This is a genomic window from Pseudomonas sp. LBUM1663 (genome assembly GCF_059695905.1).
This window is the reverse complement of the sequence record NZ_CP166792.1, coordinates 4,384,881-4,400,212: the sequence shown is the minus strand read 5'-3', so window position 1 is coordinate 4,400,212 and position 15,332 is coordinate 4,384,881. Positions and strand designations below refer to the sequence as shown.

15 protein-coding genes are annotated in these 15,332 nt (G+C 59.4%); 7 read left to right on the top strand and 8 right to left on the bottom strand.

Annotated elements, in window-relative coordinates; genetic code table 11:
- Window positions 1-21 precede the first annotated feature (21 nt).
- Together ACA075_RS20240 and ACA075_RS20235 are read right to left on the bottom strand one after the other, a co-directional pair.
- On the bottom strand, window positions 22-843 hold the full coding sequence (locus tag ACA075_RS20240) for an aldo/keto reductase (protein WP_497294895.1): 822 nt from the start codon (window positions 841-843) through the stop codon (window positions 22-24).
- A gap of 243 nt (window positions 844-1,086) precedes the next feature.
- Window positions 1,087-2,235 carry an aldose epimerase family protein gene (locus ACA075_RS20235; RefSeq protein WP_497294893.1) on the bottom strand — a complete coding sequence of 383 codons (1,149 nt, stop codon included), beginning with the start codon at window positions 2,233-2,235 and terminating at the stop codon, window positions 1,087-1,089.
- 250 nt (window positions 2,236-2,485) lie between these two features.
- On the opposite strand from ACA075_RS20235, the gene ACA075_RS20230 reads away from it, so the two are divergent.
- Window positions 2,486-3,235: a hypothetical protein gene (locus ACA075_RS20230; RefSeq protein WP_497294891.1), complete on the top strand. Its 750-nt coding sequence runs from the start codon at window positions 2,486-2,488 to the stop codon at window positions 3,233-3,235.
- Between the two features lie 251 nt (window positions 3,236-3,486).
- Window positions 3,487-4,272, top strand: coding sequence for a sulfite exporter TauE/SafE family protein (locus ACA075_RS20225; protein ID WP_219096479.1), 786 nt, complete (start codon window positions 3,487-3,489; stop codon window positions 4,270-4,272).
- A 19-nt stretch (window positions 4,273-4,291) separates the two neighbouring features.
- Here ACA075_RS20225 and ACA075_RS20220 read toward each other — a convergent pair whose 3' ends face one another.
- Window positions 4,292-4,660, bottom strand: a complete 369-nt coding sequence (locus ACA075_RS20220; RefSeq protein WP_497294889.1) for a VOC family protein — start codon at window positions 4,658-4,660, stop codon at window positions 4,292-4,294.
- 180 nt (window positions 4,661-4,840) lie between these two features.
- On the opposite strand from ACA075_RS20220, the gene ACA075_RS20215 reads away from it, so the two are divergent.
- Together ACA075_RS20215 and ACA075_RS20210 are read left to right on the top strand one after the other, a co-directional pair.
- On the top strand, window positions 4,841-5,413 hold the full coding sequence (locus ACA075_RS20215) for a DUF4174 domain-containing protein (RefSeq protein WP_497294887.1): 573 nt from the start codon (window positions 4,841-4,843) through the stop codon (window positions 5,411-5,413).
- 416 nt (window positions 5,414-5,829) lie between these two features.
- Window positions 5,830-6,207, top strand: a complete 378-nt coding sequence (locus ACA075_RS20210) for a DUF6124 family protein (protein WP_497294885.1) — start codon at window positions 5,830-5,832, stop codon at window positions 6,205-6,207.
- Window positions 6,208-6,423: 216 nt separating this feature from the next.
- Here ACA075_RS20210 and ampC read toward each other — a convergent pair whose 3' ends face one another.
- Window positions 6,424-7,590 carry a class C beta-lactamase gene (gene ampC, locus ACA075_RS20205; protein WP_497294884.1) on the bottom strand — a complete coding sequence of 389 codons (1,167 nt, stop codon included), beginning with the start codon at window positions 7,588-7,590 and terminating at the stop codon, window positions 6,424-6,426.
- A gap of 159 nt (window positions 7,591-7,749) precedes the next feature.
- On the opposite strand from ampC, the gene ACA075_RS20200 reads away from it, so the two are divergent.
- The gene (locus ACA075_RS20200; protein WP_497294882.1) at window positions 7,750-8,628 is read left to right on the top strand and encodes a LysR family transcriptional regulator; all 879 of its coding nucleotides are present in this window, start codon (window positions 7,750-7,752) and stop codon (window positions 8,626-8,628) included.
- A 126-nt stretch (window positions 8,629-8,754) separates the two neighbouring features.
- On the opposite strand, the gene gudD is transcribed toward ACA075_RS20200, so the two are convergent.
- Window positions 8,755-10,098 (bottom strand): glucarate dehydratase, encoded by a 1,344-nt coding sequence (gudD, locus tag ACA075_RS20195; protein ID WP_497294880.1) that lies wholly within the window; start codon window positions 10,096-10,098, stop codon window positions 8,755-8,757.
- Between the two features lie 24 nt (window positions 10,099-10,122).
- A complete protein-coding gene (locus ACA075_RS20190; RefSeq protein WP_497294878.1) occupies window positions 10,123-11,469 on the bottom strand; it encodes an MFS transporter in 1,347 nt (448 codons plus the stop codon).
- 281 nt (window positions 11,470-11,750) lie between these two features.
- Between ACA075_RS20190 and ACA075_RS20185 the strand changes: the two genes are divergently transcribed.
- Together ACA075_RS20185 and ACA075_RS20180 are read left to right on the top strand one after the other, a co-directional pair.
- Window positions 11,751-12,464 (top strand): FadR/GntR family transcriptional regulator, encoded by a 714-nt coding sequence (locus ACA075_RS20185; protein ID WP_497294876.1) that lies wholly within the window; start codon window positions 11,751-11,753, stop codon window positions 12,462-12,464.
- A 92-nt stretch (window positions 12,465-12,556) separates the two neighbouring features.
- On the top strand, window positions 12,557-12,787 hold the full coding sequence (locus ACA075_RS20180; protein WP_497294874.1) for a hypothetical protein: 231 nt from the start codon (window positions 12,557-12,559) through the stop codon (window positions 12,785-12,787).
- A 31-nt stretch (window positions 12,788-12,818) separates the two neighbouring features.
- Here the strand turns inward: ACA075_RS20180 and ACA075_RS20175 are convergent, their stop codons facing one another.
- Together ACA075_RS20175 and ACA075_RS20170 are read right to left on the bottom strand one after the other, a co-directional pair.
- Entirely contained in the window at window positions 12,819-14,252 is a 1,434-nt protein-coding gene (locus ACA075_RS20175; protein ID WP_497294872.1) for a hypothetical protein, read from the bottom strand.
- Window positions 14,253-14,339: 87 nt separating this feature from the next.
- Window positions 14,340-15,245 (bottom strand): DMT family transporter, encoded by a 906-nt coding sequence (locus ACA075_RS20170; protein WP_497294871.1) that lies wholly within the window; start codon window positions 15,243-15,245, stop codon window positions 14,340-14,342.
- Between the last annotated feature and the right edge of the window lie 87 nt (window positions 15,246-15,332).

Below are 15,332 nucleotides of genomic sequence, written 5' to 3'. Positions count from 1 at the left end.
CTCTGACAGAACCGCGATGGCTTAGACCATGGCCAACCGGTGCTTGCGTTGTGGCGCGTGAAACGCGTGGTCCAGCGCCTTCAGGTCCTCGTCTCCGAGCCGCAATTGCGCGGCCTGCGCATTCAGTTGCACATGTTCAGGTCTGACCGCTTTGGGAATGGCGATCACGCCTGTCTGTCGCAGAATCCATGCCAGTGCTACCTGAGCCGGCGTCACCGTGTGACGGGTGGCAATCTGCTTGAGCGCCGGGTGGGCCAGCATCGTTCCTCCCTGACCGATGGGACAGTATGCCATCAACGGCTGCTGATGCCGTTGGCACCAGGGCAGCAGATCAAATTCGATGCCGCGCTCTTCCAGGTTGTACAGCACCTGGTTGGTGGCGCAGTCCGCAGAGTTCAACTCCTGCAGATCGTCGACGTCAAAATTGGACACGCCCCAACGCCCGATCTTGCCGTCTTCACGCAGGCGTTCGAAGGCTGCTACGGTTTCCTCGAGCGGATACTGGCCGCGCCAATGCAGCAGGTATAAATCGATGTAATCGGTGTTCAAACGTCGCAGGCTGCGTTCGCAGGCCTGGGGGATGCCTTTGCGACTGGCGTTGTGCGGGTAGACCTTGCTGACCAGAAAGACCTTGTCGCGCAGGCCCGTAATGGCTTCACCCACCACTTCCTCCGCGCCGCCTTCGGCGTACATCTCGGCGGTGTCGATCAGGGTCATGCCCAACTCGATGCCCAGGCGCAGCGCGGCGACTTCCTTGTTGTGTTGCGAGGGATCTTCGCCCATGCGCCAGGTGCCTTGGCCGATGACCGGTACGTTGACGCCGGCCAGTTCGAGGGTCCGCATGAAAACCTCCTTTTTCGAATCGATAAATACTCTCCGGTTGGCAGCAGAATACCCCGGTGGTTCCGTAGACGTGTAGCAGCTGCCGAGCAGCGCGAGGCTGCGTTCGGCGGCGCAGCCGTCGTAAACCCTGTATGCACTGTGCAACTGACACTCTGCATTGTCTGATTTAACGACGGCTTCGCCGCCGAACGCAGCCTCGCGCTGCTCGGCAGCTGCTACATGATTGCGGGGGGGGGGGGATGTTTAGTGGGCCGAGAACTTCAGCACAGTTTGCTGGGTATAGACCTTGCCTGGGTCAAGCCGGGTGGACGGGAAATTCGGCTGATTCGGCGAGTCCGGGTAGTGCTGGGTCTCCAGGGTAAACGCGCCCCAATGCGGATAAACCTTGCCGCCCTTGCCCTTGACCGTGCCGTCGAGGAAGTTGCTGGTGTAGAACTGCACGCCGGGTTCAGTGGTGTAGAGCTGCAAGCGGCGCCCGGAGAGTGGGTCGCTGACATCGGCGGCCAGTTTGCCCACATCGCCCTTGGCGTCCAAGGCCCAGTTGAAATCGAATCCACCCCGTTTCGGCTCGGCGAATTTCAGTTGCGGGTGATCGGCCTTGATGTTTTTGCCGATGGCGGTGGGCTGTGTGAAGTCCATCGGCGTACCGGCGACCGGGGCCAGTTCGCCGGTCGGAATCAGCTTGGCGGTGACTGGCGTGTAATGGGTCGAATGCAGGGTGACGAGCTGTTTCAGCACATCCCCGTTGCCCGCGCCGGCGAGGTTGAAGTAGCTGTGGTTGGTCAGGTTCAGCACGGTGGGTTTGTCAGTGCCGGCCTTGTAGTCGATGCGCAACTCATTGTTCTCGGTGAGGCTGTAAGTGACCTCGGTTTTGAGGTTGCCGGGGAAGCCCATTTCACCGTCCGCCGACAGATACGTCAGGGTCACGCCCACCGAGTCCTTGCCTTTGCTCGGCTGGGCTTTCCACACGTGCTTGTCAAACCCCAGCGGGCCGCCGTGCAGCGAGTTGGAACCGTCGTTGAGCGGCACCTGATAGCGTTTGCCGTCCAGTTCGAACGCGCCGTTGGCCAGGCGATTGCCGAAACGCCCGATGGTCGCACCAAAGTACGCTGTGCCGCTCTGATAGCCCTGAACGTCGTCGAAACCCAGCACCACGTCGTCGAGCTTGCCGTTTTTGTCCGGCACTTTCAGCGACTGCAAGATGCCGCCGTAGGTGATGACCGTGGCTTGCAGGCCATGGCTGTTGCGCAAGACGTATTGCTCGACGGGCGTGCCGTCGTTGGTCTTGCCGAAGGCTTTGTGTTCGCTGGACAGGCCAGCCGCTTGAGCGGTGAGGGTGGCGATCATCAGGGACAGTCCGAGGCCGGAAAGCAGGTGTCGGGATTGCAGCATGGTTGACCTTCCTTCTTGTTGTTTTTGGTATGTAGTCATACTAATGATCGACTTAACAGGCGATCAAGGAGGGATTTATAGTCTATATGAAGCGCGCTGCAATAAAAAAGTATGACTAATATGGCGGTAATCGTTCTGGGGGCCAGCGTTTACGGACCATCGGCACTGCACTTTTTCAGCTTTGGCGGCTCTATCCTTGGCCAGCCTGCGGCGATCCCCACCGTCGGCCAATGCCCAAGTTCAAGCACTCATGGCTCGAGTTTTACCCTGCTTTGCTTCACCTCTACGTCGCCGATGCCTGCTGCTGGCCAGCCTGTCGATGCTCTTCGCCAGCGGTTGCAGCCAGCAACAGGGTAGCGACATCGTCAGCCAGTTCCGCGAAGGCACGCCCCAGGAATTCCTCCAGACCAGCGTCGACCGCATGGCGACCCTGACGATGCGCGACAACCTTGACAGCCTCTACTTGCTGATGAGCAAGCTCTACCTGCGTAACCCGGATGAGTTGAAAAAATCCGGCTTCCTCGACGCCCGCACCGCCGGTAAAGAAGTGCGCCTGGCCATCGAACAACAACAGCCGCTGCCGACCCTCGGTGGCAAGAAAGACCTCGCGGCGTTGAGCTACGCCATGAGCCCGGAGTTTCTCGGCGACCGGGTCGGCGCTTTCATTTACGCCATTGGCAGCATGCTGGTCACCGCCCACGGCAATCGTCTCGAGTTCTACATGACCGATGCGATCAACCCGACCTTCGTCAGCAACGCCGCACGCAACATCGAGAAAGCCACCTGGATCTTGAGTCAGCGGCAAAGTAAAAGCGGTGAGCCCTTGCTGTTCTCCAACGAAATTTCGGAGGAGGGCAGCAACCTGAGTTTTGCCGTGGAGTTCGGAAAGATCGTTGCGCGGCTGGACCTGCTCACGCAGATGCTGGACGAGCGTTATCGGCGGATCGGCCTGAACTACGCGCAGAGCTTGCTGTTTTTGAATTTTTTGCCGGTGCAGTGATATTGCGGACAACTCTCACCACCACCAATCCCCTGTGGGAGCGAGCCTGCTCGCGATAGCGAACTGTCAGTCACCGCTCCTGTTGAATGTTGGACCGCAATCGCGAGCAGGCTCGCACCCACAGGGGGGATTGGGTACATAGGGGAGTGTTATGTTGTGGAATAACTATAGTCCGCATCGATATAAGTGGTTATAAGAAAAATCGCTATGCTGCGGGCCAGTTTTTTCATGCGTTTTTTGCGGGCGTGTTAATGGATTTCGTTAACTTCGGGTTGGTAGTGGCAGGGTTGGTCGTCGGCTTTATCGTCGGTATGACCGGCGTCGGCGGTGGGTCGTTGATGACCCCGATTCTGCTCTGGTTCGGTATCAACCCGGCCACGGCGGTGGGCACCGACTTGCTGTACGCGGCCATTACCAAATCCAGTGGTGTGCTGGTTCACCGCAAGAACAACAACATCGACTGGGCAATCACCGGTTGGCTGACCCTCGGCAGTGTGCCGGCGGTGGCACTGACGCTGTGGTTCCTGAGCAGTTTGCAGACCTCGCCCGACGCGATGAACGCCGTTATCAAACAAGCGCTGGGCTTCGTTTTGTTTGCCACGGCACTGGCGATTTTCTTCAAGAAACGCCTGCTCGACTTCGCCCACAAGCGGGCGGGCGGCCAGTACAACCCCAGCGGTTCACGCCTGAATGTGTTGACGGTCATCACCGGTCTGGTCCTGGGCACCATGGTCGCGCTGACCTCGATTGGTGCCGGCGCCCTCGGCACCGTGGCGCTGTTCATCCTCTATCCGCTGCTGCCGACACGCCGCCTCGTCGGTACCGAAATCGCCCATGCCGTGCCCCTGACCCTGGTCGCCGGCCTGGGCCACGCGAGCATGGGCAACATGGATTGGCAGGTGCTGGGTTATTTGCTGGTGGGTTCGCTGCCAGGGATTTACCTGGGCAGTCACTTGACCGGTCGCATCTCCGACGAGGTATTGCGTCCTTGCCTGGCCACGATGCTGGTGTTGATCGGCTACAAACTGGCGTTCTGAACCGGCACGGTTTCCAGCATCAGGGACGCGTGAGAATCTCCAGCAGATGCCCGTCCGGGTCATCGAAGTAAACCCGCCGGCCACCGCCGTAATCGTTGATCTCGTTGGGCCGTTGCTTGCCGGGATCGGCCCACCAGGGCTGCTGGCGCGCTTGCAGGCGCGCGAAGGCGGCATCGAAATCCTCCTCGTCGATCAAAAACGCATAGTGCTGCGAAGCGATCGGCGGGTCGTTGTCATAGAAATCCAGCGACACGCCATTGTCGAACTTGACGACCAGCATCGGCCCGAACGGCTCGGGAGCGGGCAGGCCGAGGATCTCAGCGAGGTAATGGGCCGAAATCTGCTTGTCTCGGCACCAGACGATGGTGTGGTTCAACTGAGCGCTCATGGCGAGGGCCTCACGGCGGATCAGGTGGTTCGTTATGAGTGATGAGATTAGCTCAGCCTGTTGCGCAATGACCGCCCTGACCTAAGCTTGGGTCAAGGCGGAACACAATTGCGGTGCGTCACCCGGAACGATCGCCGCGATGCGCAATCATTAGAGCGTGGATATCAAAAGGAGATGCGCATGCTCATCAGGTCTTTGACCCTGACTACCTTGCTGGCTTTCGCCGGCCCCTTGCTCGCCGCCGAAGACGGCTCACCGCTGGACATCGACAAGGGCAGGGCCCGGCCACTGATTGTGATTGCTCCCAGCACTGTTGACCCGGTCTGGGTGAGCCTTAAGAATTCGCTGAACGATCCGGCCAACAAGGAAGGTGTCGCCCAGCGCAATATCAGGGTATACACCGTGCTGAATATGTTCGGTCAGCTCGACGGCAAGGACCTCGGCCAGCAGGACACCATGGCACTGATCCGCTCGCTGAAACTCGGCGCGGGGGCGTTGCCCAAAGTCATCTTGGTGGGCAAGGACGGCGAGAAGAAGTTCGAGAGTTCGGGGGATGAATCAAAGTCGGTCGATTTGAAGAAGATATTTGAAACCATCGACGCCTTGCCGGCGACCGAGAAAGAAGCCGCACCGCCGACAGTCGCGACCCCCGTGGTTGCCGAACCGGCCGCCAAAGGTGCCAAGGGTGCCAAGGGAGAAAAACCGGGTAAGCCCGCCAAACCGGCCAAGCCCCCTGAAATGCCGGATGATTGAACACTGACTGACCCCGGCAGGATTCGGTCTTTGTGTACGCCGCCATCACCCTTGTGGGAGCGGGCTTGCTCGCGAAAGCGATCTGACAGGCAATATTGATGTTGAATGTACTGGCCCCTTCGCGGGCAAGCCCGCTCCCACAGGTGGCGGGCAACGACAATGGGCGACCTCAAGGGGACGCCCATTTTTTTTGCTCGGCTGCGGCTAAAAAAGGCGCGTGTTCCGGGCGGGGAGGTATTGCTTTCATTGGTCTCGGAAATTTCCTGCAAGTCCTGTCGGACTTCATGAACTGGTTTCTGTCAGAGCGCGCCGTTAGCCTTTGTCAGCCACCGCAACCATCGCGGTCGGACGTGGGAGTCCGCAACACTGAGGGATCCAGGGACGAAATAACCAATGGCCAGAAAGGAGCCTCGTCTATGAAGAAGTTCGGCAAAAATGATCCGCAACGCCCAACCGATGCCACTCACCTGAAGCTTGTCCGGCTGGGCGAAACGGCCGAGCGCGACACCCCCATTCGTGTGCGCAAGCCCAGGCGTTCCGTCCCGATCAACCAGATCCTCACGATTGCTCCGGGCATCGACACCCTCACTCTCTTGCATCAGGCCAGCGAAACCCTTGCGTCCCTGAATGCGGTGCTTGTGAGTTTTGCCGTCAAGCTGGATGGCTCGAACCGGATGATGCTGGGGGCGATTCAGCAGTTGGCGGGGATTGCGGAGTTGTTGGTGAATCAAGCCCGGGACAATCTCGATCCGAGGAACGATGCGCCTGACCCTCAGACGCCGACCCGGCATTGAGCTGACGTAAAAACGACAATGGGCGACCTCAAGAGGTCGCCCATTTTTATTGCCAGCATTGACCCCCTGTGGCGAGGGAGCTTGCTCCCGTTGGGCTGCGAAGCGGCCCCAAGACCATCCACCTAGGTGTATCTGATAAAACGTACTGAATGGTTTTTGGGGTGGCTGCGCCACCCAACGGGAGCAAGCTCCCTCGCCACAGTTAAGCGGCGTGGGTTATTCAGTCAGGGCACTCAATATATTGTGAGCCAGCTTGATTCGCTCCGAGTTCGGGTAATTCTTGTTGGCCAGAATAACGATACCGATGTCTTCCGAAGGTACGAACGCGACATAAGCGCCGAAGCCACCTGTCGACCCGGTCTTGTTAAACCATGCCGCGTCTTGCGCAGGTTGTGGTGGGTTCAGCCACTGGACTTTGTGCGCCTCCATCGCCATCTCCGTCGAGTTGCCGCTCAGCAACGTTTCGAGGCTGGCCGGATAGTGGTAGTGCTCCCAACCCAAGCCCTGCGTCATCTCGCCCACGGTGTAGTAACCACTGTGAGTGAGGGCAATCGCTTGCTGCATTGGTTTCTCCAGCGTCGCCGGTTTCAGGTTCGCTTCAACATACCGAAGCAAATCCGTCGCGCTGGTTTTCACCCCATACGCCTCCGAATCCAGCGCTCCCGGGCTGACCCGCACCGGTTTTCCCTCCTTGCCGTAACCCTGGGCGTAAAGCCCCATCTGATCCTGCGGCACCTTGAGGTAGGTGTGCTTGAGGCCGAGTTTGGGCAGCAGGGTTTTTTCCATCAACTCATCGAACGGCTGGCCCATGCTTTTGGCCGCCAGATAACCGGACAGCCCAAGGCTGGGGTTCGAATACTGACGGTGGGTGCCTGCGGCATAAACGGGCTTCCACTGTTTGAAGTAGGCGAGCATTTTGTCTGGATGATCGGCCTCGTCAGGGAACTGCAGCGGCAACCCGCCAGCAGTGTAAGTGGCGAGTTGCAACACGCTGATGGTGTCGAATGCACTGCCGCGCAGCTCAGGCCACACCTGGCTGGCCCGGTCAGACAAAGACAGTTTGCCGCTCGCCTGGGCGTAGGCAGCCAACGTGGTGGCGAAGGTTTTACTCACCGAGCCGATTTCGAACAGCGTGTCTTTGCTGACGGGTTTACCGTCCTCTTTCGATGCCACGCCGTAGTTAAAGTAATGCTGCTGACCCTTCAAGGTGATCGCGACCGCGACGCCAGGGATATTCTGTTGTTGCATGACCGGCCCGATGGCGTTTTTCACCAAGGCGTCGAGTTGATCGTCGGATTTTGTTGCGGCCATACAGTGACTTGCGCCGAGCAACAGGGCGAAAGCGCTGAGGGACGCCAGTCTTGGCAGATGAAATTTGAACATGATTGGAACCACTCTCCATGAGTTGCCATTACTTTAACCGCTACACTCCGACCGGATCCAACACCGGACGGCTGACGGGCGCGCCAAATCTAGGCAGTCGGGCTGCAATCGACAAACGACGATATTTCGGGTTAGCCATTAGAAAAATTTGGAGTGGGCATGATTCGTCCTCATCTGCCGCTGAATGCATTGCGTGCCTTCGAGGCTTCCGCGCGCCATTTGAGCTTCACTCGGGCAGCGGTGGAGTTGTTCGTCACGCCGGCGGCCGTCAGTCATCAAGTCAAAAGCCTCGAAGCCCAGCTTAACGTAACGCTGTTCAAACGCTTGCCCCGCGGCCTGATGCTGACCAGTGAAGGCGAAACCTTGCTGCCGGTATTGCGCGAGTCCTTCGACCGGATTGCCGAAACCCTTGAGCGTTTCGAGGGCGGGCATTTTCGTGAAGTGTTGACCGTGGGCGCCGTGGGGACCTTTGCGGTGGGATGGCTGTTGCCGCGTCTGACGGACTTCCAGTCGAAACATCCGTTCATAGATTTGCGCCTGTCGACCAACAACAACCGGGTGGATGTGGCTGCCGAAGGCCTGGATTACGCCATCCGGTTTGGCGCTGGAGCCTGGCACGGGATCGAGGCGTCAAAGCTGATCGACGCGCCGTTATCGGTGCTCTGCGTCCCGGAAATAGCCGGGCAGTTGCAACAACCTGCGGACTTGCTCAAGCAGACGCTGTTGCGTTCCTATCGCACGGACGAGTGGCCCGAGTGGTTTCTGGCCGCCGGGTTACCGGCCAATACGCCGCCGCCCAGGAGCATCGTCTTCGACTCCTCGCTGGCCATGATGGAGGCGGCGCTACAAGGCGCCGGCATTGCCTTGGCGCCGCCGCTGATGTTCGCCCGGCAACTGGCGGCGGGGGCGATCGAGCAACCATTCGACATCGGCATCACCACCGGCAGCTATTGGCTGACCCGCTTGCAGTCGCGCCCTGAAACGTCGGCGATGGCGATGTTCAAGGAGTGGTTGTTGCAAGCCGCCAGGATGAACTGACAAATATCCTCCCCCTGTGGGAGCGAGCTTGCTCGCGATGGCGGTGTAACAGTCAATGATGATGTTGAATGTTATGGCCTCATCGCGAGCAGGCTCACTCCCACAGGGTTTCTGTGTGGCGAGGGGTCAGCGCACCAGGCACGGTCGCTTGTTATCGAATTTCCACCCCGGAATCAGAAACTGCATCGCCACGCTGTCATCCCGCGCGCCCAGTCCCATGCCTTTGTACAACTCATGGGCCTTGGCCAGTTGATCCAGATCCAGTTCAACCCCTAGCCCGGGCTTCTTCGGCACCTGCACGCAACCCCCGACGATTTGCAACGGAGCCTTGGTCAGGCGCTGGCCGTCCTGCCAGATCCAGTGCGTGTCGATTGCAGTGATTTCCCCCGGCGCAGCCGCCGCGACATGGGTGAACATGGCCAGGGAAATATCAAAGTGGTTGTTGGAATGCGAACCCCAGGTCAGCCCCCATTCGTGGCACATCTGCGCCACGCGAACCGAACCCTGCATCGTCCAGAAATGCGGGTCGGCCAGGGGGATATCCACCGATTGCAGCTGGATCGCGTGGCCCATTTCCCGCCAGTCGGTGGCGATCATGTTGGTTGCGGTTTTCAGGCCCGTGGCCCGGCGGAACTCAGCCATGACTTCACGGCCCGAATAACCGTTTTCCGCCCCGCACGGGTCTTCGGCATAAGCGAGTACTTGATGCTGATCGCGGCACAGTCGAATGGCTTCCTTGAGTGACCATGCTCCATTCGGATCGAGGGTAATGCGTGCATCGGGAAAGCGTTCGGCCAGCGCGGTGACGGCTTCGATCTCCTCGTCGCCGCTGAGCACGCCGCCCTTGAGTTTGAAGTCCTTGAAACCGTAGCGAGCGTGCGCGGCCTCGGCCAGGCGCACCACGGCGTCGGCGGTCATGGCTTTGTCGTGACGCACGCGGAACCAGTCGTTGTCGGCCTGCGGTTCGCTGCGATAGGCCAGATCGGTTTCATTGCGATCACCGACATAAAACAGGTAACCGAGCATCTTCACCTCGTCACGCTGCTGGCCTTCACCGAGCAGGGCCGCAACCGGTACGTCCAGATGCTGGCCGAGCAAGTCGAGGAGGGCGGCTTCCAGGCCCGTGACTGCGTGAATGGTGATGCGCAGGTCAAACGTCTGCAAACCGCGACCGCCAGCATCACGGTCAGAAAAGGTCTGGCGCACCTGATTGAGGATCTTCTGATACGTGCCGATCGGACTGCCGACCACCAGCGAACGTGCATCTTCCAGCGTCTGGCGAATGCGCTCGCCCCCCGGCACTTCGCCGACGCCGGTGTGACCGGCGTTGTCCTTGAGAATCACGATATTGCGGGTGAAAAAAGGGCCGTGGGCGCCGCTCAAATTGAGCAGCATGCCGTCGTGACCCGCCACCGGCACCACTTGCATGCTGGTGATGATCGGGGCTTTGGCGGTGTCTTGTGGGTTCATTGTCTTGTCCTTCAACACAGAGGTTCAGGCGTGATTGGGCGCTGGTTTGCCCAGGGCAACGGCGGGTGCGGTTTTTGGTGTGTTGCGCGCGGCGAAGACGATGATCGCGGCGATGATCGATGTCGCGGCCAGGCCATACAGCCCGCCCTGAATGGAACCGGTATGTTCTTCCAGCAGGCCAAACGTGGTCGGCGCAACGAAGCCGCCCAGATTGCCCACCGAGTTGATCAGCGCGATCACGCCCGCCGCGATTCGCGCATCCAGGTATGCCTGAGGAATCGGCCAGAACAGCGACGACGCCGACTTGAAGCCCAACGCCGCGAAGCAGATCGCCACGAAGGCAAAGATCGGCCCGCCCGTGGTGGACATGAACATCCCGGCCGCCGCGATCAGCAGGGCAGCGGCGACCCAGGCTTGCTGGTGTTTCCATTTGGCGGATAAAGTTGCGAAGGCGTACATGCCGACAATCGACAGCAACCACGGGATCGAGTTGAACAGCCCGACCTGAATGTCGTTCAGATCGCCCATTTTCTTGATGATGCTCGGCAGCCAGAAAGTCGCGGCATAGATGGTCAGCTGGATGAAGAAGTAGATCAGGCAGAACAGGATGATCTGGCGATCCTTGAGCAGCGTGCCCAGCGACGGCTTGATCGGAGTCGCCGCTTCCCGGGCCAGTTGTTCGTCATCGATGGCTTTGACCAGCGCATCTTGCTCGGCGCGGGTCAGCCATTGGGCGTCGTGGGGTTTGGAGTCCAGCCAGAACCACACGAACACGCAGAGCCCGACTGAAAATATCCCCTCAATGAAATACATCCACTGCCAGCCGTGCATCCCGAATCCGCTGATCTGCAACAGCAACCCGGACAGCGGGCCGGAGATCAGCGAGGCAATAGCCGAACCACTGAGGAAAATGGCAATCGCCTTGCCACGCTCGACGCCTGGCAACCAGCGTGTGAAGTAATAGATCACCCCGGGAAAGAACCCGGCTTCAGCCACGCCCAGCAGGAATCGCAGGATGTAAAAGTGGGTTTCGTTCTGGATGAAGGCCATGCCGGCGGCGACCAGGCCCCAGGTCAGCATGATGCGGGTCAGCCAGATGCGTGCGCCGACTTTTTGCAGAAGCATGTTGGAGGGGACTTCGAACAGCGCGTAGCCGATGAAGAACAGGCCGGCGCCGAGGCCGTAGGCGGCAGCGCCGATCCCCAGGTCCTGCTCCATGTGGGCGCGGACGAAGCCGATGTTCACGCGGTCAATGTAGTTGACGATGAACATGATGACGAACAGCGGCAGGACATGGCGTTTGACTTTCGAGATGGCGGACTTCAGGACCGAATCGGCGCCTTCGTGCATCCCGGATATGGAGGTATTCACTTGGTTTTCTCCCACTGATTATTTTTATGCGGGGTGTGGCTGGCTGTTGCTGTGTTGATAGACATCATACAACTAGGTTTTTTTGTTTCGCAAGCACTCATGTCCAGCTGAATGGTGCTTTTGTTCAGGTTTTTTATTTTTTTGCGGTTTTGTTGCGTCTTTTTGAAGGCCGTTTACGTCCGGTTGTTGAATGTTGTCATACAAGTTGAGGGTTGTATTTTTGGGGATTCCAGCCGAGCGCAGTGCTACGATTCGGTTAGCCCTGCTTCCGGATGATCGACATGCAAGAAGACCTCGACGCGCCCGCGCGCAAGCGCACCCACAACCTGGCCCATGACCTGGTGGCCAAGCTGAGCCAGAGCATCTTGCTCGGGCAAATGTTGCCGGGAGACAAGCTGCCGTCGGAGAACACGATTGTTCAGGAGCACGGGGTCAGCCGCACCGTGGTGCGTGAGGCGATCTCGAAGTTACAGGCCTCAGGCCTGGTGGAAACCCGTCACGGCATCGGCACCTTTGTGTTGGAGCGCGCGCCGGAGCAGGGGCTTCGATTGAATGTCGATACCGCGCTGGGGGTGCGCAGCATTCTGGAGTTGCGCATGGGCCTGGAAACCCAGGCTGCCGCGCTGGCGGCGAGCCGTCGCACCGATCAGCAGTTGATGCAGATGCGCGAAGCGCTCGACGACTATCAAAGCCTGCTCGCCAACCACGACAGCTGCGTCGAGGCCGACAAGCGCTTCCACCTGCTGATCGCCGAAGCCACCGGCAACGTGTGCTTCACCGAAATCATGCAGCACCTGGGCAGCGCCATGATTCCGCGGACCCGGGTCAATGCTGCTGAGCGCGGTGCGGCGGACCTGAGCAAGTTGGGGCAACTGGCCAACCTTGAGCACGAGGCGATTCTCAACGCGATCAAACGACAGGACCCGGACGCCGCACGCGCCGCCATGTGGCTGCACCTGACCAACAGCCGCGACCGGTTTTCGGCCGGCGCCTGACGACCGTTTGTCCAGTCGATAGCACGCCATTCCCGCGCCCGCTTCCAACGAGTACGGCCCAGATTTGCTGGACCTCATCAGTGAGGTGCGTCATGGCTAACGACTCAATGTTCCAAGGTGGAACACCCGATACCGCCCCGACCAGACCGATGCCCGGCACCGACGAGCCGACGTTGGATCGCGATGCTCCACCCGGCAGGGACCCTTCGCTGGACCCGGCTGCCGCAGACGCCGATCGACCTGAAGACTGGAAGGATCCGGCCGCTGACGAGGACGTACCCCCGGCGGATGAGCCAACCCCCTTATCCGATGACAGGCGATAAAAAGAACCCGGCCACTGTGCCGGGTTTTTCTTTACTGTTCGACCTTGACCAGCCTGACTCGACTCTCGGTGCCCCCTAACATGGACGAGGACAGAAAGAAGTAAGCGTAGTCTTCAAGGTAGAAAATCTTGCTGTCACGTTTGAGTTTCTGGCCAAGGTCAAACTGACAGCGCAGTTCTTTGGCGGGGCCTTTCAGCTCGCTGTTGATCTGGGCTGCGTCGAGCACACGCTGCACCGTGCACTGCACACTTTCCCGTTTCATTGTTTCGCCGTCGAGGGTGCTTCGTTCCCGTTTGCTGGCGCGCATTTCCAGTGTTGCACCCACCGGCATGCGTTGCCAGTCGCCGGTGAAACTCAATTGCTGAGTATCGGTGACGGTGGATAACGGTGGTCTGTTTCGCGTGCTCTCTGTCAGCGAATAGTGTTCTGCCAGTGGCAACAAGCCCCTGAAACTGACGATGTAACGGTCGACGGGAGCCTTTTCCCGGCGCTCGCGCAATTGTCCGCTCTGAGCGTCGGTGTCGAACACCAGCGCATATTCCGTGCTTGAGTTTGAAAAATATAAGAGTGTGTTATTGATCTTCGATACCGTGCGCTTGAGTGTCCGGGTGGGCGGCGCAAGCTTTAAATCGGTGATGGCTTTCAATACCGAAGCGGACACAGGTTCTATCTGGTAGCTCAGCGCAAGTTTGGCGCGGGCGACATACGCAGGCAGTGTCGAGCGCTGCGAGGGTGCGGCGCACGCAGCGTTCAGCAAGGTCTGGGTGTCCGCGCTGCCTTGGACGAAGGCCTGCGACGGGTTGTTCAGTACCCCGCCCATGGACACCCGATCATTCGGGCCGAGCTGGAATGAGCTCAATACTTGATAGGTTTTGCGTGCGCAATCGACTTCGTAGCGCTCGCGAGTCTGTCCGAACAGTTGCAGGTTGGGCTTGTCGGTGAGCAGCGCGGGTTCGTCGAATCCGCCCCAGAACCGCCTGACGTTGCCCTCGGTTTTCAGGCTGTTGACGTCGATCATCACCCAGCGAGCGGCTTCAGTGCGATGGACAATGCGCCAGTCCGACGCTGCGGTGCGCGTACAGGCTTCGCTGAAGTTCGGCTTGTTTGCCAGTTCGGCTGCCAGTTCCTTGGGAATCAGAACCGTCAACGGTGTGTGCTGGTGGCTGCCATCCGTCGTCGCGATCGGGAAGTTGTCGAGGAATAACAGTTTGACATCGGGCACCTTGCAGTCCGCTTGCAGCTGTACAACGCTCGGTAAACCATCGCGAGTGTAAGCCGGGGTGTGGACCTGATAGCTGAGCGCATCGCCGTTACGCATCACTGAGTTTTCCAGTGGCGTTTTCTTGAACACTTCTTGCACTGTCAGAACCGGCTGCCGGTAGGGAGGTGGGGCGGGCGTCGCGGGTGGCGGGCTGGCGCAACCGGACAACATCCCTAGCACACAGGCAGCAGCGAAACGGTTCATAAGCATTTCCAGACGATGGCGTCACGTTCATGTGAACAGAGGACGTCGGCATCGCAAGGCGATTCTTTAATTGTGCATGGCGCGCAGTCATGGCCGGGCAGGCTGCGCCGCGATGACCGCAGGGCGCCGCTCCAGATTCAACGCCAGCACGCTGATCAGCACCACCACTGCACCGATCCCGATCATCAACGTTGGCTGCTCGCCCAAGGCAAACGCCGCAATGGCCATGGCGGTGGGCGGAATCAGATACAGCGTCATGGTTGCCCGACTCAAATCGATGTGGGCCAGCACAAACGCCCACGCCAGGTAGGCGAGGGCGCTGGGAAACACGCCCAAGACAACCACGGCCATTTGCACCTGCATCGGCGCGCTGGCGACCTTGCCGGCCAACCCCGGCAGATAAATCAGCAACAGCGCAGTGCCCGACCAGACCGTGTAGCAGACCAGCGTCAACCCGTCGTAGCGAGCGCAATGATGCTTTTGCAATGCGAAGTAAAAACTCCACGACACCGCCGCCAGCAAGATCAGCAATCCGTGCACATCAATGCTGCCCAGCCCTCGATCACCGGCCACCACAATCACCACGCCCATCAATCCCAACAAGACACACCCCCAGCGCCAGGCGCTGACCTGGTCCTTGAACACGAAACGCGCCAGCAGGGTGCTGAATAACGGCGTCGATTGAGCCAGCACACTGGAAGCGCCGGCGCTGACATTTTGCTGGCCGATGTTCAAAGCGACGTGGTGCAGGCTCACGGCAAAAAAACCAAGGACGAACAGCAACGGCAGATCGCCAAGCTTCGGCAGACTGATGCCTTTGAATGCGGCGACGACCGCCATGAACACCGATGCGATCAGAAAGCGCAGCAGCGCCAGGTGGCCGGGGTCGTACGCCTGCAATCCGATGTGGATGCCGGTCGGTGAGAAGCCCCAGCAGGCGACGACAAACGCCATGGACAGGAGAATTTTGACGGTGTGCGTTGAGGGCTTCATGGTCGATCACCGGTGGGTTGATGCACCGAGTATCGGAAGCCTGACCATTCGCCACAACTGACTTATACTGCGACAACTGTTCACTTT